The organism is Myxococcales bacterium (assembly GCA_016699535.1).
Taxonomy (GTDB): domain Bacteria; phylum Myxococcota_A; class Polyangia; order Polyangiales.
Genome location: CP064980.1, coordinates 456774 through 476625, shown reverse-complemented (window position 1 = coordinate 476625; position 19852 = coordinate 456774). Strand labels below are relative to the sequence as shown.

Sequence of the window (19852 nt, the reverse complement as noted above, 5' to 3'; positions counted from 1 at the left end):
GGCAAAGTGCTTCTTCATTGCCTACCATAGGGCGACATGCCTCAGGCTCTCAAAGCGGAGTTGTATCTCAAAGGGCGGTTGCTCAAGGTGTTTACCTTTAGCCACGACGCCATTGCTATTGGGCGCGATCCAAATGCCGATATTTTTATTGATAATGGCAGCGTCTCTTGGGAGCACAGCCGCATTTTTTTGAAAGGACCCTCCGTTCTTGTTCAAGATCTTGGATCGGCCAATGGCACCTTTCTAAATGAAAAGCGAATTGAACAAGCGCCGGTCAATCAAGGTGACAGCATTGGTGTGGGTAAGTTTACGATAAAGATCGATTTTAACGTCGATGAATCTGCGGCAAACTTTGCCATGCATCAAAGCCGTTTGGCTCAACAGGCACCCATGATTCCGAGTCGTACTGTTCATCTCTCGCCGCAAGAGATTCAAACGATGCGCGATGCAACAGCGAAACTTCAAAAGCCAAAAATAATGCAGGAGCCGGTCGTATTGCCGACTGCAAAGGCTCCATCCTGGCTTCCCTGGGCCTTGGTGGTTGTACTAGCCGCAATATTGGGCGGTGTCGCGATCAAGTTGCTTGCAACTTAGTCAAAGCAATCATCCCAAGGGGCTGGCCAATTGGTTGAAAACACTACGCAGGTCTATGACTAAGCAAACCATAGCGCTAAAGTGCCGCGTTAGGTCTTGGGCCGTTCTAGTGTGAGGAGTGTGTCATGTACAAAAAATCGAGATTTCTAAAGCAAGAAGTCCTTGCTCTTTTAATGTTGTCTTCGGCGATTGGTTGTTCCGTATTCAAGGGCAACGGATCCGGCGGGGCGGGTAGCAGTTCAGGCTCCGAAGACATTGACGATGATGATTCTGTAGTAGCTGTTGTCTTTGCGAAAGAAGCCATTACCGAAGAAACATACGATAGCGAAAACCCAAAATTTACGAAAAAATTTGCGTTGGGCGACCCTATCTACAGCCGTGTTTACGTGCGTGATGCGCAGAGCTTTAGGGCGCATCAACAAACACCAGGCGAAGCTCTTTGGGTGCTTCTCGCGTGGGATATCCCCGTCTCTTCTCAAGTTTCATTCAGTGATGAGAAGCAATTCAAGTTCGAAGCAGATTTGGACAAATCAGTAACCGATTTTCCCCTGTTGACTGATTCGTACCCTGAAGATTTTGTTGTAAAAAACAGAGCTGATGAAAAGGTCGATGTGCTTTCAGAAGTGAGTGCATCGCTTTTGAAGGGCTGCGAGAAAATGGCTGAAACAAAAAGTGGGCAGTCGCTGCAGTTGGTGTATTCGATGCCGCGTTGGGGAGCCTTTTCTTTGCAAATCGACTGCAACGAGGAAGGCAAGGCGACGGTAGCTGGAATTGCAAAAGCTGCGAAAATAAAAAAACTTGAGTCTGTACGGATGCCCAAAGCAGGAAAAATCGACAAAAAGCTAAGCAAAGCCTTTCTTGCGGCTGCCAAAAGGCACACCGATCGCACGCATATCGATGAGCAAAGCAAAATTTTGGCTAGCGTGATTACAAGCGACCGTTGGCTCACTGAGCGCAATGAAGCAACTGGTGTTGTACTGAGTCGGTCGATGCATATCGAGATTGCTGTTCAAGGAGACGACCCTGACATTTGCAAAGTTGAAAGAGTTCGTGTCACCGAGGACGCTAACGGAAGTAAGTTCTCCGGCGAGTATTATGTTTCAACAACCTCCCTTGAAAACAAGGAAATCCTTTGTAAGCATGCTGCTGAGAAAAAGTAGCTTTTGATTTTCTTGACGATGCCGAGTGTTAGAAACTTTATGTTAGTTATTGTGTTTTAACCTTGGCTAAAAGATTGTGAAGTGTGTGCTTTGGCCCGAGTGAGGGCCAAAGCTGCCTTTCTTTTGGGTGCGCAAAGCGATACTCACCACTGAAAGCTAGGACGCTGTCCAGCTACAATGTCATTGCTTAAAGCGCGAAGGGCTTGCTCATGCTCCGCAAGGTCTTGTTCCTCGCATAGACTATCAATGCATCCCGCGGACTGCGCTACGTTTGCAAAGTCTAGCGAAGCAAACCAAGCGCTTGCATCAAATACAATGTGCAGCTCACTTGATTGGCTCAATGTGTTTTCAAACACATCAGAGCTACTCGAGCGTACCAGCGATACGCCTTGTTCCGTTTCTTCCTGTCGTACAAGTCTGAGATTGCCCGTAAACGGGATGATCGTTGCGCCCTGTTCCGCAGTGCCACTGATGCGAAGTGATGAGCCACCAAGATCTTTGGCGGCTTGCAGCTCTAAACTGTCTTCTTGCGTTAGCAGCGATGCAAAACCAAGATCATACATCCAGGAGCGGACGGTGCCGCTGTAGGCTTCGATGGTTCCTGCAGGTTGAGCTTCTGCATTGAGTGCATCGACGACAACGCTCTGCAACCATTGTCCTCGAGCATTTTCGCAAAGCTCGCCAGCCCGTGTGCCGGCGCATAAATAAAGGGGACCAAAAGCAAGGTCAGCTCGCTGCAATGTAATGATCCATCCATTGCGACCCTCGAATCCGTCTTTATGCTCGGTTCCAGCAACGCTAAATGGAAAGCTAATTTGCTCTTGACCCGTATCAATGCAAGCTGTCAGTTGAAGCAATAGAATTAGAGTTAGTGTCCTCATAGCTTCACCTGCAAAGTGCTCATAAAGGTACGCGGCGCTCCAGCCGCGATGTGTTGCTCTGGCAGACGCGTCTGTGGTGCATTCGGATTCCAGTTTGAACTGAAGTTGTAGACTGCAGCAGCATATTGGCTATCGAGCAAATTGTAGATCTCAAAACTCAAGCCCAAGTTTTTCCAACTCAAGACAACGGAGCTGTCCAAGAGTGCAACTGGGTCAGCGAAACGACCGTAGGGTAGTGGACGTGAAGATAGAAAAGAAAATCCTAAACCAAATTTAGCATTGAGCTCAGCGGCGTAAAAATCATCGATCAGTGTCTGGCTTGCACTTAAGTCCGTGCGCACCACAAGCGGTGGAATATAAGGAAGGTTTTGTCCCTTTTCAAAAGGAGGCTGCGGATCGTCTGCTGTAGGAGGGGGCGGATCAAGCAGCTCTGCATCGACGTAAGTCACCGATAAGGTTCCAAGTAGCCAGCGCGAAGGTTGTGTTTTAATATAAAGCACCGAACCCATGCGCCGTGATTGACCGATACGCTCCAAGCGTCCCTCGCGTGCATCAAAAGCGATGTCATTCGATAGCCAAGTGTAAAATGCGGTCAGTGCGATTTGAAGTTCTGGATCAAAGTGCAGCTTTATCCCGAGATCTCCTGAACGCACTTTTGTAAACGGTGCGTCCTGGCCATCCTCAAGTGTTCTTGCTTGAGGCGAGCGATAGCCTTCGCCGTAGCTTCCAAGCAAAGTAAGCCACGAGAGCATGCGATATTCGGCACTGGTGCGTGGGCCGGCGGCGAGGCCGTAAGCGCTGCGCTGAAAGCCCACAATATAGGTGTCAGCGGGCCGAGTGAGCGGAGCGAAATTCCCGAGATGATCATTGATATCGTAGTAAAGCGCGTTGGCTCGAAGGCCCGTGCGCAGATCAAATTGTTCGTGAATTTCCATGCTAAGTCGCCCCAAAACCCCAGATCGAGGCCAAGAATATCTGCGTCGATCCGTCGATCCCAACGTTGGTTGCGCAAGGAAGCGTCAATGAGATCTTGTCCTTGGTTAATTGAATCCATGCGCCCGGAGATGCCAAGTTCAGTTCGCAACTTGGCCCAGGAAGACAAAGTGTATGGAGCACTTAGGAAACGTGCATAACTTCCGATTGATGTTGTGCGGTTGCGTTGAGCAATGAGGTCGCCCCGTCCTGATACATCTTCAAGGGTTTGTGAGCGCTGCACAAAACCTGTGAAGTTTTCTTGAAGTCTGAAATGATCGTAGCTAAGCCATAAACCGAGATCGGCATTCTGACCTTCTTTCCCTCGGTACTCGGCACGCAACGCTCCAAGCATGCGAGCAGCAAGCGCGCTTTGTTTTTGAGCGGTTGGATAAGGATACACGTCATAGTAGCCGACGCGGCCAGCATCGATATCATCCATTCGTAAAACACCTGCGAGATCAGCGCGTGCTCCGTAAACAATGCCGGTTGCGCGATAACGCCAGGCTCCACTTCGAAAATTCCCTTGCACAATGCTACTGGCACTTTGCGACGCGCGGTTTTGACCAAAGCCATCGCTTTGCCTGTAGCGAAAAGCACCAAAGGTGCCGCGGTTCTCTTCGGGCGGTGACCACACCCCCACCAGTTTGAGCGTATCGAATGAACCGTAGCTTGTTTTTAAATCAAGCCCACGTTCCTGTGCACCAAGATCAAATTCAACCGATCCAGCAACTGCGAAATCGCCTTGCTTAGGATCATAGACGCCTTCGCTCACATGCATCCGCTCGACCACTTCTGGAATGAGAAAGCCAAGATCGGCATAACCTTGGCCATGAATGTGCGATGGAAGGTTAATCGGGATGCCGCCCACTTTGAGTTCGAGATCTTGACCATGCTCGGCATCAAAGCCGCGTAACATGATGCGATGTGCAACCGCATCTCCTTCGGGTCTTGCGACAAATACTCCCGGAGCAGACTGCAAAATGTCCGCGCCTTCACGCTTTGGGCTTGCTGCAAGCACTTTGCGATCCAGGGTATAATCGGAGCTTGCTCGCACCTCGTGTCTCAGGTCTTCAAGATCAACTTGTGCGGTTGCACTGAAGTCTTTCGTACGGGCTTCTTTTTTCTCTTGGTGTGGCGATGGCACTTCGTGTGTTTGCGGGTGGGCCACACGCGGTATCGCACTGACCTGTCCTTCGCTGGTCGCGATGTCAAAAGCGGGTAACTCAAAATGCACGGCGACATGCAATCGACTCGAAACGGCTTTCCCGTCCCGATAAGCGGGCTCAAAACTCCAGGTACGAACGGCCTCAAACGCAGCTTCATCAAAGTCCTTACCAGCGGAATGCTCAATCTTAGCGTTTGTAACTTTGCCTTCTGCATCAAGTACGATCTCAACCATCACGGTTGGATGCAGACCCTCTCGTATACGACCTTTGGGATACACTGGCGCTGGTGCCAAGAGCAGTCGCGGAGGTCTCACGCCCTCAGACGCGACTGGCTTGTCATCTTGCTCAGGGAGCGGCGCTGGCTCAGCATCTGCAGGAGGCGCCTGTTTTTCGCCAGTCGTACCGCTTTGTCCGTCGTCTTGCGCAAAGCCTTGGGTTGCAAGGAGGCTGCCGCACAACAGTATTAAGATTTGACTGACTTTTCCCATAGCCTTGACCAAGGCCCGTTGCTTACACTGCTCATGCCTCTATTGCAATTCAATTGCGATAAACGCTTTGCTGAACTACCCTAGTCCTGCTAGACCTCCCAGCGGAACTAGGGTTTTTCTTTGATGGCGATGTTAGAAAGCAAAAGTACGGCAGCGGATATTCGCATGGCAGGATTGCGCGGCACGCGTTCGCGCATGGCTGTACTTGAGTTGCTTCGTGGTGCAGAAAGGCCTTTGACACACAGCGAAGTTGTTGACGCTTTTGTTGATGAGCCGTGGGATCGGGCAACCCTGTATCGCAATCTTGTCGACATGGCTGAGGCGGGCCTGTTGAGGCGTATTTCGCTTGGCTCGACTTGGCATTTTGAGGCTTCGCAAAGCATGCAAGGTCAAGTAAAACTGCATCCGCATTTTGTTTGTGATGCCTGTGGTCATGTTGAATGTACACCTGAGGTGCAAATGCAGCTCAAGGGATCTCGCAAAAGCAGCAAAGCGATTCAACGCGGTCAAATCGAAATACAGCTCCATGGCCTTTGCGATGCCTGCCAGTAGCAAGCATGCAGCTGCAGTGCCAGCGACAATTCAACGCAAATAGCACTAAGCATACATTGTGGTATACTGCGTACATCAACGATCTTGGCGAATGGCTAAGCGATTCGTTACACTTAATCTCGTGACTCGGTTAATCAAACAAAGCGTGTGCTTGTTTACTGTTGCAATCATTGTATTGCCGACAGCGCAAGCAGATATTTTTAAACGCGTCGATGGTGATGGCGTAGTGCATTTCACGAACGTTAAGCCTCGCGGTAAAGGAAGCTGGGATCGCGTTGTAAAAGGTGGAGGTTCTTCCAAGAGTAGAGCTGCTCGACCCTATCGTGGACCGAGTGTCTCGAAGCAGGAAAACTCTCCTGAGCGTTTTCATCGTTACGATCAATACATTAGTGAAGCCGCGATGTTCTATCGCCTTCCAGAATCCTTTATTCGCGCAGTGATGACCGTAGAAAGTAACTTTCATTTTGACGTGGTCTCGCATGCAGGTGCCATGGGTTTGATGCAACTCATGCCGGGAACCGCATCGCGCATGGGTGTGAGAGATCCTTTTAAGCCACGCCAAAACATTCTTGGCGGTGCACGTTATTTACGCATTCTGGCGAATCAGTTTAATGGCGATATGGTTCTAACTATCGCTGCGTACAATGCGGGCGAAAACGCGGTGCTAAAGTACGGTGGTATTCCTCCGTATGAGGAAACACGACGTTACGTCAATCGCGTACTCGTTCACTACTACAACTACCAACGACAAAACTCAGGCACAAAGCTAGCGTTGCGCTGAACTTAGTCGTTGCATCAGTCGGGCTGGAAGATAATGCTTTGGCTGGGATCGATGTGATAAAATTCCCAAGCGCGCTCAAAGGTCAGCGCGCCAAAGGTATTGATCGCGATCGAAACGACAGCAAGTGCAATGAAGCCTTTGCCAAAGCGGCGCCCCGACAAGGCTAAGAGCAAAAACAGCACTGGCATGTAATCGAGGGCAAAGCGATGGCCAAACTGCAGCCAGCCGCTGTTCTGGTAGCAAAGATTAATTACGGCAACGAGCGCGCTGCTAAGATAGAGTGCGACCATGGTGCCGCTCATGCACTTGGGCCAGAGAAGCGCCAAGAGATTGGGCGTACTAAACCATAGAGCCAGACCGTGCCCACTGATTTGAAAGTAAGGTGCAACAGGAAGAATCCACGGCAAAGAAGCGACAAAGATTGCCAGGTGTTTAGGGAAAAAATGATAGCTAAACAAACCGTAACGGGTAATGCGATCGACCCATCGGATATGCAGATAGGAATGCCCGAACTCGAAGGGGTTATCAAAGCGTGCCCAGTTCATCCACATGATCAGCACAGAGAAAACGGCAACCGGTATTGAAAAAAGAACGAATTTATTTAGGACTACTCGGAAGTCAATTACCCCGAAGTGACGCCGTAACCGCCTCAGCCATGAAGCATGATCGCAATCAGCTAAGGTAGCGGTGTCTTTTGTGCTGCTTCGAAGTACTTCAAACACAAAGAACAAGCCAAGCAAAGCGGTCGTAGGGCGGCAAAGAAATGCAAGAATCAAAGCAAGACCAGCTAGCATTGGTTTGCGGGCATCAAGAGCCCACAGCAGGTACAAGATAAGCAAGGAGCTTGCTACGATGTGCGATGCAAACCAGACGCTGCCTTGCACGGCTGTAAAATAAAACACCGTACCGAAGGCAAACAACGCGCATAGGCCAAGGTCTTCTTTGAGAGAGCGTCCCGATCGAGCCTGCTCACGAAGCCGTCGCAACAGTACAAAGAGCAAAGCCGGCGCCAAGGCGGCCATCAAGGCCCAGAAGATCCGATCGGGTGTGTGCTGGCCGAAGACCGCAACCACGGGCAAGATTACAACAGCGGGAAAAGGTGGAAAGGTGACGTACCAATGACCTTTGTACTCAGCAAAATCATTGCCACTTGGAGCTTTATCGCCAAGGGTGTGCAATTGTCCGTGCAGAAAGCTTTCGGCAAGATGCACATAATGATTGCCATAGTGCTCAGTAAAACCGCGGCTTTGACTTTGCCCGCCGAGACTTAGCAAGTAGACAAAAGCCGCTGCGAGGTAGATGCTAAGCGGAATTGCAAAACGCTTTTTCACGGTCGGCATCTTGCAAGTCCATGACAGGAATGTCTACATAAACCGTGAAAACATGCCAAAATTGGCATGTTTTAGATTGCTTAATTGCCATAATTGGCAATTTTACGCTCTTCGGGGCTGCTTGACGAAGATGCTCCGAGAGCTTACCTACGGCAGCACTATGAGTCATCCAAAGGAAAAAGAATTGCTCGACGCTTTAGGGACTATCTCCGATCCGGTGTTCGAAAAACCGATGCTCGAGTTAGGCCTTGTAGATTCTCCGACCTTCACTGATAACGAAGCAAGCATGGGCGTGCAACTTAGCTGCCCAGGCCCTGAGATTCAGCAGGAGATACGCACTCGTATTGAGCAAGTGCTCGCCCCTTTTGGTATCACGAAGCTCAACATCCACTGGGATCTAAAAGTACCCATTCGTCAGCTTGCTTCAGAAGATCCGGTTCCCCACGTTCGCAACATTGTTCTTGTGATGTCCGGCAAAGGTGGCGTTGGCAAAAGCACATGTGCAGCAAATATTGCCGTGGCACTCGGCCAAGCCGGAGCCAAGGTTGGCTTGCTTGATGCCGATATTTACGGGCCGTCGGTGCCTACGCTTTTTGGTGTGCATGAAGCCCCCACTTCGGAAGATGGCAAACTTATTCGTCCGCTTGAAAAACACGGTGTGAAATTAATGAGCATCGGATTTTTGATGGACGATCCCACACAAGCTGTGGTGTGGCGCGGACCGATGCTTCATGGCGCATTGATGCAGTTTATCAAAGACGTGGATTGGGGTGAGCTTGACTATCTCGTGTTGGATTTGCCGCCGGGTACAGGTGACGTTGCACTGACTCTCGCGCAACATGCCAAAGTAACGGGCGCTTTGATTGTGACCACGCCTCAAGAGCTTGCATTACAAGATGTCTATAAAGCCGTTTCCATGTGCAAGAAACTCAACCTTACTATCCTTGGCGTGATCGAGAACATGAGCCACTTCATTGATTCGGCAGGTGTGAGTCATGCACTCTTTGGTAGTGGCGGCGGCGCTAAAGTCGCTGCCTTCGCAGGCGCGCACTTGCTTAGCAAGCTGCCCATTGATCCGGAGGTGGGTCAATGCAATGATAGCGGTGTTCCAGTTGTCGCGGCAAAACCAAACAGTGCCATTGCCAAAGCGTATAGCAAGTTGGCCCAGGATTTGACCGTTCGTATTGCCCGCCATCTTTTTGAAATGGGTGGGGGCCAAAAAGCACCGTCAACCGACGGCCCGCGCCGTTTGCGTATTATGCGCTAAATAAATTTGTCACGTTGCACTGCTGGTTTGGCACTCGATGAGTATGCCAATTCAAACATTTCGCTTTGCTTTTGTTGCGTTACTTCTAGCTTTTTGCCTTATTGTGCTTGTCCCCGCTTCCTATGGTTGTGCGGCTGAAGCGATCTCTACTGAGGAAGAGATAGGATTGTATGATCAAGACGCAGAGGCCTTTTTAGTGCTTGGCTTAGCCTTTCCTCCTGCCTTGTTAGCGGCCGCTGTCATCGCCTTGGCCGTATTGGGCGTGGCTCTCGTCGTGCTTTTACTCAACGCGATTCGCGACTCTGGGTTTTTCTCCTATGCCCAAGCGCAGGCGGCAGAAGCACTGGCTCGCGTGTACGAATCGCATCGTTTTGCACAAAACGAAGAAGTTGCCGAGTTCGCCTCTGAATTTGATGCAGAATCTGCCAAAACCGCAAGGGAACTTGCCGCTCTCATACAAAACCGAAATGAAGAGTGGGACGACTTGATGAGCGGTGATGGTGCATCGTCCGGGGCTCGCAACGAATCAGCAGAAGTTATCGATCTCAATCCTTACAAAGCCAAAGCGCTTCGTGAACTTTATGTGTCGGTGACAAGCAGCGAGTGGCGTAATTTCGACCCGAAAGGTAACTGCATCGTTGTGCTTCAAACTGTCACTGATCAGCTTGGTATTGCTTCGCGGAGCTGCAACAAATGGGGCTCGCTGGCTTGCAAAGAGGCTTGGGCTTATGCCAAGGCCCAAGCGGGTCTACTCAAAAGCCCTGACTGCGTGGCGTGTGAAAATGCCTATGTGAAAAGCTGGGTGGAGTTCAACGGTTGCGGCGATGGTTTCAGTGCTGTACCCGCGCTGCCCTAAGTATTGCTCGAATGCAATCGGGACTCAACGCCCACAACGACACAAGGAATTTTTTTTATGGCTTCCCTACCGATTTATGTCACGTTCTAGCTTTCAAGTTGCACCTATCTAGAGCTTTTTACCAACAAAATCATGAGAAAATTTCAAATTATCATGACGCTTTGTCTAAGTTTTTCCTCCTCCTTCGCTGTAGCTCAGGACAAAGTAAAGCTTTCGGAACCATCTGCCAAAGAGATGGTGTTTTTTTCGGATGGGACAAGAACCCAAGTCTTCTTGGATGCATTGCGTGTTGAGCTTGCTGGACGGAACATGCAAGTCCGTGTGCAGAATTCACCACCCGGGCTCGAGCTGCAACAGATCAAGCAGCTATCCGAGCAGTTTGAAGCAAAGGCAGCCTTCTTTGTCGGTATAGTGGCTGAGCACGACGCGCTTGGGTTAAGCGATAAACCTTCGGTGTATGTCTATGATCGATCGAAAAGCACAGGTCAGCAGAGTCAAATGTCCGATAATCTCGATACGATTGAAGCGCGAATCTTTGCGCTCACCGTAGTGAGTTTACTTGATGAACTTGGTGATTCCAGTCGACCTCAAATCGTTAAGACGACAGTTCTCACACATAAAGAAAAACCTGCAACGGAGCTGCCGGAGCAGCGCAAAACAGATATATCCCCGCTTCCAAGCACCCTGACGTATCAAGAGCCGAGTAGTTTTGTTGGTATGTCGGCTGCTTTTGCTGTGGGGAAAAAGGATTGGTTTGGCGCGGGCATCGATGCGGTCGTATCGTTGCCCTTCTTTGATTTTTTTTACTGATTTTTTGCACTGGCCTTTGATACAGGTCTGCATGCTCTGCACACTTCCGAACTTTTTCAAGACGGTGGCGAAGGAAATTTGGTCTATGTGCCGTTACTGTTAAATCTGCGAGTCGCGCTCGGCCGTTACTACGAAGCTTCTCTTAGACTGGGCTCTTTGATTGGCGGAGCCTTCTGGAGTTACCCGAGCACGGATCCTTCCACTCTAAGTCAGAAAACAAACACTCTCGTCGTGGGCGCGTTGTTTGCTCACCGATCGATTATTTGGATAGCTGAGTCATTCGGTCTCAGTGCCGATCTAGGTTTTTCAGCAAAGTCTTACGATCAATCACTTGATACGACTAAGCTGAACGCGCTCGATTTCGCAATTGGGATGGTGTTGCGATGAGTTTGTTACGTTTGGTTTCTCCTCTGTCTGGGGATGAGGGTTCTGTGAAACAAGTGCTTCAAACTCGAGATCAAACGGTTGATGAGATTTCTGTATCCGCGTTGCAAACAGGCGATCCCGCAGAAATTGAATTTGCATTACGTGTCTTGTTGCCAAAGTTGCAAGGTTGGCTTTATCGATTGATTGGGAACGCTTCAGATCTGGAAGATGCAGTGCAGGATGCACTTATCGAGTTAAGTACAGCGCTTGCAAATTTTAGGGGCGATAGCAAAATCACAACCTATGCTCATGCCGTGGCAGTGCGTGTTGCTTATCGTTATTTCCGAAAGAAAAAAAAGCGAAGCGAGTTTCCATCCGAGCTGCCTCCCGAATCAGGCATCTTTAACGAAAAAAATGATCTAGAACAACGTTATATTCAAAGAGAAGCAATTGCGCGTCTTAAGCGCTGCATAGAGCGATTACCTGAAAAAAGACGCGTCGCGTTTATCTTGTGTGCAGTGGAAGGGTTGAAACCAAACGAAGCAGCACAGGTCGTTGGCATTAGTTCCGAAGCTATGCGCACACGTCTAAAACATAGTCGCCGCGAGATTCTAAGACTAATACGAGGTGATTCTGTGCTTGAAGGTTTTGTTATGGGAGATAAATCATGAGACGAGAAGAAGAAAAATACACTCGACTCGATGAGTTAGCGCGAGCTCTTGGAGAAGAAAAAGTACCGGAAATTTCCGAAGAAAAATCTTCTGAGCTTGTTGCTCGAGCGCTTGAGCATCACGATCGACAGCTTCTAAAAAAGCATAGTTTTTATCGCATCAAAACAAAGAAGTCATTTAATGTTGCGCGCGTTGCGCTTGCAGCCATTGTGCTTTTGTCATGTCTAAGCGCTAGTTTGCTTTTTTATGTTTTCCAGAACGCCCAAGAGCCCGTCGCAATTGATACAACGCAGTTTTCTCTTCCCTCGGGAGACAAACTGGCTTTGTCTTCCGGAGCTCGTTTCAATATTGACTCGCTTGGCATGAATAGAAGCATTGCCGTGAAAAAGGGAGACGTGCTTTTTGATGTTAAAGCACTGCAAGATCATGAAAGTTTTGTAGTGCAAACGCCGCATCTTCGCGCAGAAGTAAAAGGTACTGTGTTTTCGGTACAGGTCTCCAAAACGCAATCCATTGTCAATGTGTTTGAGGGCAAGGTGCAGGTTTTTCATCATGGAAAGCGCCTAGCTTTGATGCAAGATGAATTTTATGACAGCAGGGGCGATAAGGGGACCGTAGCGAAACAAGTGCCTTTAGCTGAGATTGCTCGAAAGGCGGTGTTGAGGCGTACACGAGCTCAAGAGCGAGCTTCGTTGCGCAAGAAAAAGTTAGAGGATACGACCTCCTCTGTAGAGCCAGAAACTCAAGAGCAAGCGAAGCAGTCTGAGCAAATCGTAACCAAACTTCCAAAAGCAACACGACTTAGTCACGCTCTTCGACGTGCAAAGCAGTTACTGCTCGATGGACGCTACGAAGAACTTCTTGTGATGGCTCAAGATGCGACCGATTCAGGGCTTGAGTCAGCTGCATGGTTGATCCTTCAAGGCGATGCGTATCGGGGTCTTAGTCGCTTTCACGAGGCAATCAAAAGCTATGAGAAAGCTTGTGAGCAGGATGGTTTGAGCCTCTCGGAGCGCCAACAGTTTGGTTATCTCGCGGCACGCCTCTATTTTTGGAAGCTAAGTCAATACGATGAAGCTTTGCGCGTGCTTGATCTCACGGGGGCTGATGCGCCGGCTTCGGCTGTTGAAGAACGTGCTCTTGCTTTGCGCGTCCGCGTATTATGGAAAGCCCATCGCATCGAAGAGGCTCATCGCTTTGCTCAAATCTATATGTTGCGTTTTCCCAAGGGCGGAAGCCGTGCTTGGCTTGAAGGTCTATTGTAGCTATGTCTTTTCGATTTGCTGTTGTGATCCTAGCTTGCTTACTTAACTTAGTTCTCTTGGCACCGGCAGCACGTGCCTCAAAGAAAGGGGTCACTACGGAGTATTCGTTGGGCCTGAGCATCAGTGAACTATTTCGTCGAAATAATTCAATCCAAGGTCAAATCGGGATGGGTCCGATATCGATAGCTATGGGCGGTTTTGTTAACCCAAAAACCGCAGCCATGCTTCGCTACAGTTTTATTCAGAATACGAAGGAATATGTCGATGGGGGCAAGTTTCGCCAAGGCAATCATTTCTTTGCCTTCCAATTGCAGTATTGGTTCTCTGAAAAGTTTTTCATTGCCGGGGGACCTGCTCTTATGTACGACTACTTTTATAGTGGACAACCTGCGAGTAGCGGTATGGGTCTCAACCTCCGAGCGAGCATACTGTCTTTAATACAAAGCGATTCAGTTTCACTTAGGTTAGTGGCAGAGATCATCGGCGGTCTTTCGCCAAGTAGATCCTATCTCACACAAGCTTTTTTATTGGAGTTTCAAAATTTCTAAAATGTTCAAACGAAAAAAAAGAACAATTCAACTTGCTGCCAAACTATTTTCCCTTTTGCTTTTTTGGGGATGCTACGAAATTGAAGAAACTGATTTGCTAAATGAGGGGCAATGCGGTGTTTCCTATGCGGAGCTGTCAGCGTCACAGATAGGTTTGTCAATTCCACGCGATGAGACGCCCATGCCCGTTGGGCTTGAGAATCATGCCATGGTGGCAAGTGATTCTCATGCATACATACTGGGTGGGCTTAGACAATATACTGATGGTGACAATATCGATCAGAGCGCACGAAGCATATTATCTGACAAGGTGTATGCTGCGCCCATTGGCAATGACGGTGTGTTGGGCGAATGGGAAACGCTTCGTCCTTTACCCCTGCCCTTGCAGCAGCACTCTGCTGTCGTTCTTAATGGATACATTTTTGTCTTTGGTGGCCTTAGTATCGCCGGTATAATTTTATCGGACGAGGTGGCGTGGCCGTATTCAGAAAAGGTATATGGTGCAAAAATAAAGATGGATGGAACGCTTGATCCATGGCAGGAATACGGCACTTTTCCTGTTGGTTCATCTAACCTAGTTCAAGTTTATGACTCGACTATCGTTGCTACAACTGAGTTTGGATCAGTTTCAAAGGAGGTCCTCATTGGAAGCTTTTCAGAATACGCCGGCGCATTTTCATGGCAACAACTAAGTCTTCCTCTTTCTGCTCAAAGTCATCGCGCGGCGTTCTTAGATAGATACCTTGTTAGCGTGGATGATCACGGTATCATTTATACAGGATCTTTCGATGCAATGTTTGATGATTGGAAAGCTACGGGAAAAACCACACGGACTGAAACGAGTGGAGTAGGCTTGACGTATTTCTTTGCGTTGTGTGATACCATTGTTACGATTGACTCGTATGCTTCGATTATCGCTGTAGCCCCCATCACTAAAGACCTTGCGGCTAAAAAAATTCGTACAGAAAAGATCTCGTTGCCAACTTATTCAGTAACGCACGTAGTAGCCCCAAATGGTCGTGTCTATTTTTCGGGTGGCTCCAAAATTTCGTATACTATTACGGATACTTCCGACAATGGCTCGATACCGAGCGTTTTCTCGATGGGACGCGTTCAGACCTTAGACGGAAGGTAGCCATCTAACGCATCTTAAATAGAATTTTAGCGACAAATCGTGCATCGCCACTTTGCTCTATTTCAATCGTTGCATCCATCGCATTCGCGACGGCTTTGGCTGCACACAGGCCCAAGGAATGGCTGTATCGTCCCATTGGATGACGTGACAACTCTCTCTGCTTTTCTAGATCAAAAGCTGTTTCAGCAAGATCCTCAGACATAGCAGGTCCATCATCGTGGTAATACAGCACGATATGGTCATTCTCAACGCGAACGGTGATGTCTATCGCTGAGTCAGGGGCATGTTTTTGGGTGTTCTCCCAGAGTATGGGTAGTAACAGTCGAAGCCCAGTGGCTTTTTTTATCTGCAGTGCTTCGGGTGGTACATCGAGCGTGATCGGTACTGGAGATTTTTTTACTAGTTCGGACAAAACAGTAGACACGTCAGCTTCGTGCATAGCTTCGATAGCTTCGCTAAGCAGCTCACGTTGGATGTAGCGGAGGTTGTGCATGGCTTGCTTTTCGTCAGACAAGGATTTAACGCAGTCTTCAAGGGCTTCCTTTTCATCATCCGTGAGTCCTTTTGCGCTTTGAAGAAAGCTAATATTCATTTCAAGCGCGGCCACGTAGTTATTCATGTCGTGAGCCCACTGGCCAATTGCGCTAATAAACTGTTCATGAGATCGGTCGGTCATCTTAATCCTAGTTAGGGAAATCGAAACACCTTATTCTCTCCGTGAAGAGTGATAAGGGAATCCACGTAACTGAGAATAGTTGCGCGTCGGTCTAAAACCTTTCGTAGCTGCCAGTCGCTGAGCAACAAGTTCTTGTTGTGCTCTATTTGCATTAGTGCACTTAGTTTCTTTTGATCGAGCTCTTTGAGAAGGCCGATTTGTGTCTTTGAGAAGGTTTGAGTCATTTTTAGGCGCTTTAAAACGCGATCATGCACTTTGTCTTTAAAGGGAACGCCAAAGGCTGAGTTGTGGTCAAGCAGCAAGAGTCGCGTGCGCGAAGGATTGAATTTGAAATTGCCTCCGCTAAAACGATCCCAATTGCCAATCAGGTAGTCGAACACAAGCATGGATCCCAGATCCTGAGCTAGGCTCTGGACCTCCGGATCAATGTTTGCATTGAGGCTTAACCATTGCTGCCAATCGGTTGAGCCGCTAACTTCCTCGAACTCTGCGGGTCGCATTTCATCAATCCAATAGATGAGGGCTCCCTTCACCTGGTCGTTGTCGTTCCAGATGAGCTGATCTTCCAGATCTTTCCAAATATCGCGGTAGTCCGGATCAAGTTTCTTTGACAGTGTTTGTCGATCGTATGCAACAAGAGTCGCCGGAGGTACGTTGGCCATGCCGAGATACTCAGCAAGACGATAAGCAGCCACTTCACGTTGATAGGAAGAGCGACGCGTGTCGGTAGAAGGCTTAAAGGCAGCACGAAGATCGTTGTCTAATTCAACTCGGAATACAATCGACGATGTTCCTACAGGCTTGAAGCTACTTACGTCATGAGCATGCGCTTCGAGTTGCTTGAGTAAATCACGTGGACTTAATTCCGTGTCTACAAATTGCAGCGTTTCTTCAAAAGAAAAATGAGCGTCGATGTGCTCGTCGCCTTTGTTATCGGGGCTGGCGAGTGCTTGAGTGTTTTGGGTGGTTTCTGGTGTTTGCCCGGATACGTTAGAGCCTGAATTTGAGCACGGCTCATAGCAGGAGGCGAGCAAAAGAAACAAAAACACTCTCTGCGACTTCCAGAACAACTTAACTCGCGGAAGCCAAGAGGTTTTTAGCGATAACCATGCGCTGTATTTGGGATGTGCCTTCATAAATCTGTAAGATTTTCGCATCACGCATTAGTTTTTCAACAGGATAGTCGCGCATATAGCCGTTGCCACCAAAGACTTGTACAGCGTTGGTGGTAACTTCCATTGCACTGTCTGCCCCAAAAGCTTTACTATAGGAGGCGACCTGTGAGCTACCACTTCCTTGGTCGAGCATCCAAGCGGCTTTATGGACCAGCAAACGGGTTGCTTCGTATTTAATACCCATTTCCGCTAGCAGAAATTGCACTGCTTGGTGCTGCGCAATCGGTACGCCGAAACTTTTGCGCTCTAAGGCATAGCGTAGGCTCTCTTCCATGGCCCGCCGCATAATGCCGCATGCTGCAGCGCCGATATCTGGGCGGGTGGTATCGAACGTTTTCATGGCGAGTTTAAAGCCAGCTCCAGCCTCAGCCAAAACATTTGCCTTAGGAACCTTCACCTGTTCAAGCACAATCGTTGCTGTGTCGCTGGCACGTTGCCCCATTTTGTCTTCTTTTTTGCCGATGGAAACGCCTTGTAAATCACGATCGACAATGAAAGCCATAATGCCTTTATGGCCGGCACTGGGATCAACCGTAGCAAAGATAATGTACCATTGAGCCCATGACGCATTGGTGATGAAACACTTTTCACCGCTAAGGACCCAATCGTCACCATGCTTAGTCGCTAGGGTGCGCAGACCAGCCACATCGCTTCCAGCTCCAGGCTCGGTCGTGGCATAGCTGGCAAAAGCAGGCTCGGCGGTAAGCATGCCTAGATACTTCTTTTTCTGCTCTTCATTTCCTGCAAGCTTGATGGGTGTTGCTGCAAGACAGTTTGCTGCAAAACTGGTTTGAATTCCCGAGCAGCCATAGGCAAGCTCTTCTTGCAAAAGCGCATTGTCGACCGATCCCAGGCCAGCTCCACCGTAGTTCTCAGGAACGGTCGAGGAGACAAAACCAAGCTCCCAAGCTTCTTTGTAGACATCCTTGGGAAAACTGGCTTCTCTGTCGCATTTAGCGGCAACAGGAATGATTTTATCCTTTACAAAACGTTTGGCAGTTTCAACTAGTGCTTTTTGTTCATCGCTAAGTTCAAAATTCAGCATGGTTCTACTCCCTGCGCTTTTGTTGCTGTTTGCCTAGTTCTGCACGAGCTGCTCGCGCTCCAGTCACAAAACCAATGGCAATCCCAAGAAGAAGGATACCTGGTATGTAGAGAATATGCGCGAAAGAAGGCAAAAGAGACACCTACCTATGCTTTATTGTTGAGTTCTTTTTCTAACTGCCCGAGCCGTATTTCAAGGGTTTTGCTGCGCTTTCCTAGTTTTAAAAGGTAAAGCAAAAGTCCTACCCATAAAACGGTATAGGCCCCGAGCATAAGAGCTCCGCCAGAGACTTCGTCTTTTTGGGGGCCACTCACCGTCTGAAAACTATCCGCGCGACTGTCCGCAACGCTCTGTTCTTGTTCGGTTTGTGTGCCGTTGTTGTCTTGCGCATAGCAGAGCGAAGAGGTTGTGTAGAACGAGGTGACAAGCACACTAAGCAAGATGATACGTTTCATTGCTTTAAGGCCCTTTCTTGGAGTGCATATTCCAAAGCTTCTGCTTGTTGGTCGAGTTTTTCCAAATGTGCTCGAAGAGTGATCAGTAGCGAGACAAGCAGAGTAAAAGTAAGAAAAGCGAGCAATAGTGCTGGGACCATGTCTGGATGAAGGCCCCCGCCTTTTCCGGAAATAACCGCAGGATGTGTTCCTCTCCAACGCTGAACGCTGTAGTGGATGACTGGAAGATCAACGATACCCAATACGGCCAAGGCTGCCGCGAATTTTTTTTCAGCTTCGCCACCCGCTGCCGATAAATTTCGCAGCACCCAATAGGAAGCAAAAACAAGACCGGCAAGTAAGGTTGTGGTGAGCCTTGGATCCCACGTCCAATAAACGCCCCATGCCTTTCGAGCCCATAAAGGCCCAGTGATGAGAACCACCACACAGAAAAGCAAACCGACTTCACCACTTGCTAAGGCAATGCGGTCCCAACGCTCGTCTTTTTTAATCAAGTACAAGGCGCTGCCGATGCCGCAAAGCAAAAAACCAAGGTACATGGCATATGCTGAAGGCACATGAATGTAGAAAATCTTTTGCACAATCCCCATACGAGCTTCGGTAGGAGCGATGATAAAAATAGCGTATAAGGTTGCTAGCATACTGAGTAAACAAGCAACCGAGAGCGATAGCCAAATCAAAGATTTCTTGCCGCAGGCTGTTTTTTGCATAGACCTTGCGGAAGGTAACATAAGACGTGTCCATGAGCGATGTTTTGAAAAAGCGATTTATCATCGTAGCCGGCAAGGGCGGCGTAGGGCGTAGTACCCTTAGCGCGACGCTGGCGCTCAAAGCTGCCCAAGAGGGGAAAAAAGTCCTTGTTGCCATGTGCCGCGCCAAGGAACGGCTCAGTCATATGCTGGATATTGCGCCTATTGGTCATGAAATTACGCCAATTCTTCCCAATATTGACGCTGTTAACATGTCACCATCTCTTTCGCTTCGTGAATACGGCGATTTGGTCTTTAGGGTTCCGGTTTTATCGCGTGCTATTTTCGAGAACCGAATGGTGACGGGTCTGCTTCGGGCGATTCCGGGCATTGAAGCGTGGTCGTTGCTGGGCAAAGCTTTCTATCATGCGACCGAGCGCCGCTCCGATGGGCGCATGCGCTATGACCTTGTCATTCTTGATGCGCCCGCCACTGGGCATCTTTTGGAGATGTTGCGGGTTCCTAAGATTATCTTAGATGTTGCACCGGCTGGCTTGCTTCGCAAAGATGCCGAACGCGCGTGGTCGATGTTTCAAGATTCGACCAAGAGTGGGGTAGTGCTTGTGACATGGCCAGAAGAGATGCCGGCCAATGAAGCTGTCGAACTCAAAACTGCACTGGATGACGATATCGGTATCAAAACAGACGCTCTTGTGGTCAACGGCGTGCTCGATACTATTTTCGATGAGTCGGAGCACGAATTGCTCATGAAGCTTTCAACGGAATCTAAATCGCTGCAAGCGCTGCTCAGCGCAGGCAAGAGACGTACGCTGCGCGAACTGGAACAGCAACGTATCATCGCTTTTCTCGATGAATCCATCGACGCTCCTCTCATCAAGTTGCCGCGTTTCCAAAACCCTAATTTAAAATCTGCCCAACTCCATGAACTGGTGTCGCATTTATGAA

At 48.9% G+C, this 19852-nt stretch carries 22 protein-coding genes; 13 read left to right on the top strand and 9 right to left on the bottom strand.

The features are described from left to right. Nucleotides 1–36: 36 nt before the first annotated feature. Together IPJ88_02450 and IPJ88_02445 are read left to right on the top strand one after the other, a co-directional pair. Nucleotides 37–594, top strand: coding sequence for an FHA domain-containing protein (locus IPJ88_02450; protein QQR90623.1), 558 nt, complete (start codon nucleotides 37–39; stop codon nucleotides 592–594). 125 nt (nucleotides 595–719) lie between these two features. Further along, complete coding sequence (locus tag IPJ88_02445) at nucleotides 720–1754, top strand: hypothetical protein (protein QQR90622.1); 1035 nt, start codon at nucleotides 720–722, stop codon at nucleotides 1752–1754. A 143-nt stretch (nucleotides 1755–1897) separates the two neighbouring features. Here IPJ88_02445 and IPJ88_02440 read toward each other — a convergent pair whose 3' ends face one another. The 3 genes from IPJ88_02440 to IPJ88_02430 are packed head-to-tail and all read right to left on the bottom strand — an operon-like array spanning nucleotide 1898 to nucleotide 5264. After that, a complete protein-coding gene (locus IPJ88_02440) occupies nucleotides 1898–2635 on the bottom strand; it encodes a hypothetical protein (protein ID QQR90621.1) in 738 nt (245 codons plus the stop codon). After that, on the bottom strand, nucleotides 2632–3288 hold the full coding sequence (locus tag IPJ88_02435) for a TonB-dependent receptor (GenBank protein QQR92095.1): 657 nt from the start codon (nucleotides 3286–3288) through the stop codon (nucleotides 2632–2634). Before IPJ88_02435 ends, IPJ88_02440 begins: the two co-directional genes overlap by 4 nt. Continuing rightward, nucleotides 3264–5264 carry a TonB family protein gene (locus IPJ88_02430; protein QQR90620.1) on the bottom strand — a complete coding sequence of 667 codons (2001 nt, stop codon included), beginning with the start codon at nucleotides 5262–5264 and terminating at the stop codon, nucleotides 3264–3266. The genes IPJ88_02435 and IPJ88_02430 overlap by 25 nt, the downstream gene beginning before the upstream one ends. Before the next feature lie 120 nt (nucleotides 5265–5384). On the opposite strand from IPJ88_02430, the gene IPJ88_02425 reads away from it, so the two are divergent. Both IPJ88_02425 and IPJ88_02420 read left to right on the top strand, forming a co-directional pair. Beyond that, nucleotides 5385–5816: a transcriptional repressor gene (locus IPJ88_02425; protein ID QQR90619.1), complete on the top strand. Its 432-nt coding sequence runs from the start codon at nucleotides 5385–5387 to the stop codon at nucleotides 5814–5816. A 91-nt stretch (nucleotides 5817–5907) separates the two neighbouring features. Further along, nucleotides 5908–6597, top strand: a complete 690-nt coding sequence (locus tag IPJ88_02420; GenBank protein QQR90618.1) for a lytic transglycosylase domain-containing protein — start codon at nucleotides 5908–5910, stop codon at nucleotides 6595–6597. 14 nt (nucleotides 6598–6611) lie between these two features. Here the strand turns inward: IPJ88_02420 and IPJ88_02415 are convergent, their stop codons facing one another. Next, nucleotides 6612–7928, bottom strand: coding sequence for a hypothetical protein (locus IPJ88_02415; GenBank protein QQR90617.1), 1317 nt, complete (start codon nucleotides 7926–7928; stop codon nucleotides 6612–6614). Between the two features lie 232 nt (nucleotides 7929–8160). On the opposite strand from IPJ88_02415, the gene IPJ88_02410 reads away from it, so the two are divergent. The 8 genes from IPJ88_02410 to IPJ88_02375 all read left to right on the top strand — a co-directional run bounded on the left by IPJ88_02410 (nucleotide 8161) and on the right by IPJ88_02375 (nucleotide 14846). After that, complete coding sequence (locus IPJ88_02410; GenBank protein ID QQR91942.1) at nucleotides 8161–9195, top strand: Mrp/NBP35 family ATP-binding protein; 1035 nt, start codon at nucleotides 8161–8163, stop codon at nucleotides 9193–9195. Between the two features lie 43 nt (nucleotides 9196–9238). Then, on the top strand, nucleotides 9239–10051 hold the full coding sequence (locus IPJ88_02405) for a hypothetical protein (GenBank protein ID QQR90616.1): 813 nt from the start codon (nucleotides 9239–9241) through the stop codon (nucleotides 10049–10051). Nucleotides 10052–10183: 132 nt separating this feature from the next. Continuing rightward, nucleotides 10184–10861, top strand: coding sequence for a hypothetical protein (locus tag IPJ88_02400; GenBank protein ID QQR90615.1), 678 nt, complete (start codon nucleotides 10184–10186; stop codon nucleotides 10859–10861). Between the two features lie 87 nt (nucleotides 10862–10948). Then, on the top strand, nucleotides 10949–11248 hold the full coding sequence (locus tag IPJ88_02395; protein ID QQR90614.1) for a hypothetical protein: 300 nt from the start codon (nucleotides 10949–10951) through the stop codon (nucleotides 11246–11248). Then, nucleotides 11245–11898 (top strand): RNA polymerase sigma factor, encoded by a 654-nt coding sequence (locus tag IPJ88_02390; protein QQR90613.1) that lies wholly within the window; start codon nucleotides 11245–11247, stop codon nucleotides 11896–11898. Before IPJ88_02395 ends, IPJ88_02390 begins: the two co-directional genes overlap by 4 nt. Then, nucleotides 11895–13163 carry a FecR domain-containing protein gene (locus IPJ88_02385; protein QQR90612.1) on the top strand — a complete coding sequence of 423 codons (1269 nt, stop codon included), beginning with the start codon at nucleotides 11895–11897 and terminating at the stop codon, nucleotides 13161–13163. Before IPJ88_02390 ends, IPJ88_02385 begins: the two co-directional genes overlap by 4 nt. Before the next feature lie 2 nt (nucleotides 13164–13165). Beyond that, complete coding sequence (locus IPJ88_02380; GenBank protein ID QQR90611.1) at nucleotides 13166–13711, top strand: hypothetical protein; 546 nt, start codon at nucleotides 13166–13168, stop codon at nucleotides 13709–13711. Nucleotide 13712: 1 nt separating this feature from the next. After that, entirely contained in the window at nucleotides 13713–14846 is a 1134-nt protein-coding gene (locus IPJ88_02375; GenBank protein QQR90610.1) for a hypothetical protein, read from the top strand. 4 nt (nucleotides 14847–14850) lie between these two features. Here IPJ88_02375 and IPJ88_02370 read toward each other — a convergent pair whose 3' ends face one another. From IPJ88_02370 to ccsA, 5 genes are all read right to left on the bottom strand, one after another. After that, nucleotides 14851–15522, bottom strand: coding sequence for a HAMP domain-containing histidine kinase (locus IPJ88_02370; GenBank protein QQR90609.1), 672 nt, complete (start codon nucleotides 15520–15522; stop codon nucleotides 14851–14853). A gap of 11 nt (nucleotides 15523–15533) precedes the next feature. Next, the gene (locus tag IPJ88_02365; GenBank protein QQR90608.1) at nucleotides 15534–16571 is read right to left on the bottom strand and encodes a hypothetical protein; all 1038 of its coding nucleotides are present in this window, start codon (nucleotides 16569–16571) and stop codon (nucleotides 15534–15536) included. 22 nt (nucleotides 16572–16593) lie between these two features. Then, on the bottom strand, nucleotides 16594–17742 hold the full coding sequence (locus IPJ88_02360) for an acyl-CoA dehydrogenase family protein (GenBank protein QQR90607.1): 1149 nt from the start codon (nucleotides 17740–17742) through the stop codon (nucleotides 16594–16596). 146 nt (nucleotides 17743–17888) lie between these two features. Beyond that, a complete protein-coding gene (locus tag IPJ88_02355; protein QQR90606.1) occupies nucleotides 17889–18197 on the bottom strand; it encodes a CcmD family protein in 309 nt (102 codons plus the stop codon). Continuing rightward, nucleotides 18194–18838, bottom strand: coding sequence for a cytochrome c biogenesis protein CcsA (ccsA, locus tag IPJ88_02350; protein ID QQR90605.1), 645 nt, complete (start codon nucleotides 18836–18838; stop codon nucleotides 18194–18196). Before ccsA ends, IPJ88_02355 begins: the two co-directional genes overlap by 4 nt. Before the next feature lie 101 nt (nucleotides 18839–18939). On the opposite strand from ccsA, the gene IPJ88_02345 reads away from it, so the two are divergent. Continuing rightward, on the top strand, nucleotides 18940–19851 hold the full coding sequence (locus tag IPJ88_02345; GenBank protein QQR90604.1) for an ArsA family ATPase: 912 nt from the start codon (nucleotides 18940–18942) through the stop codon (nucleotides 19849–19851). The last annotated feature ends 1 nt before the right edge of the window (nucleotide 19852 follow it).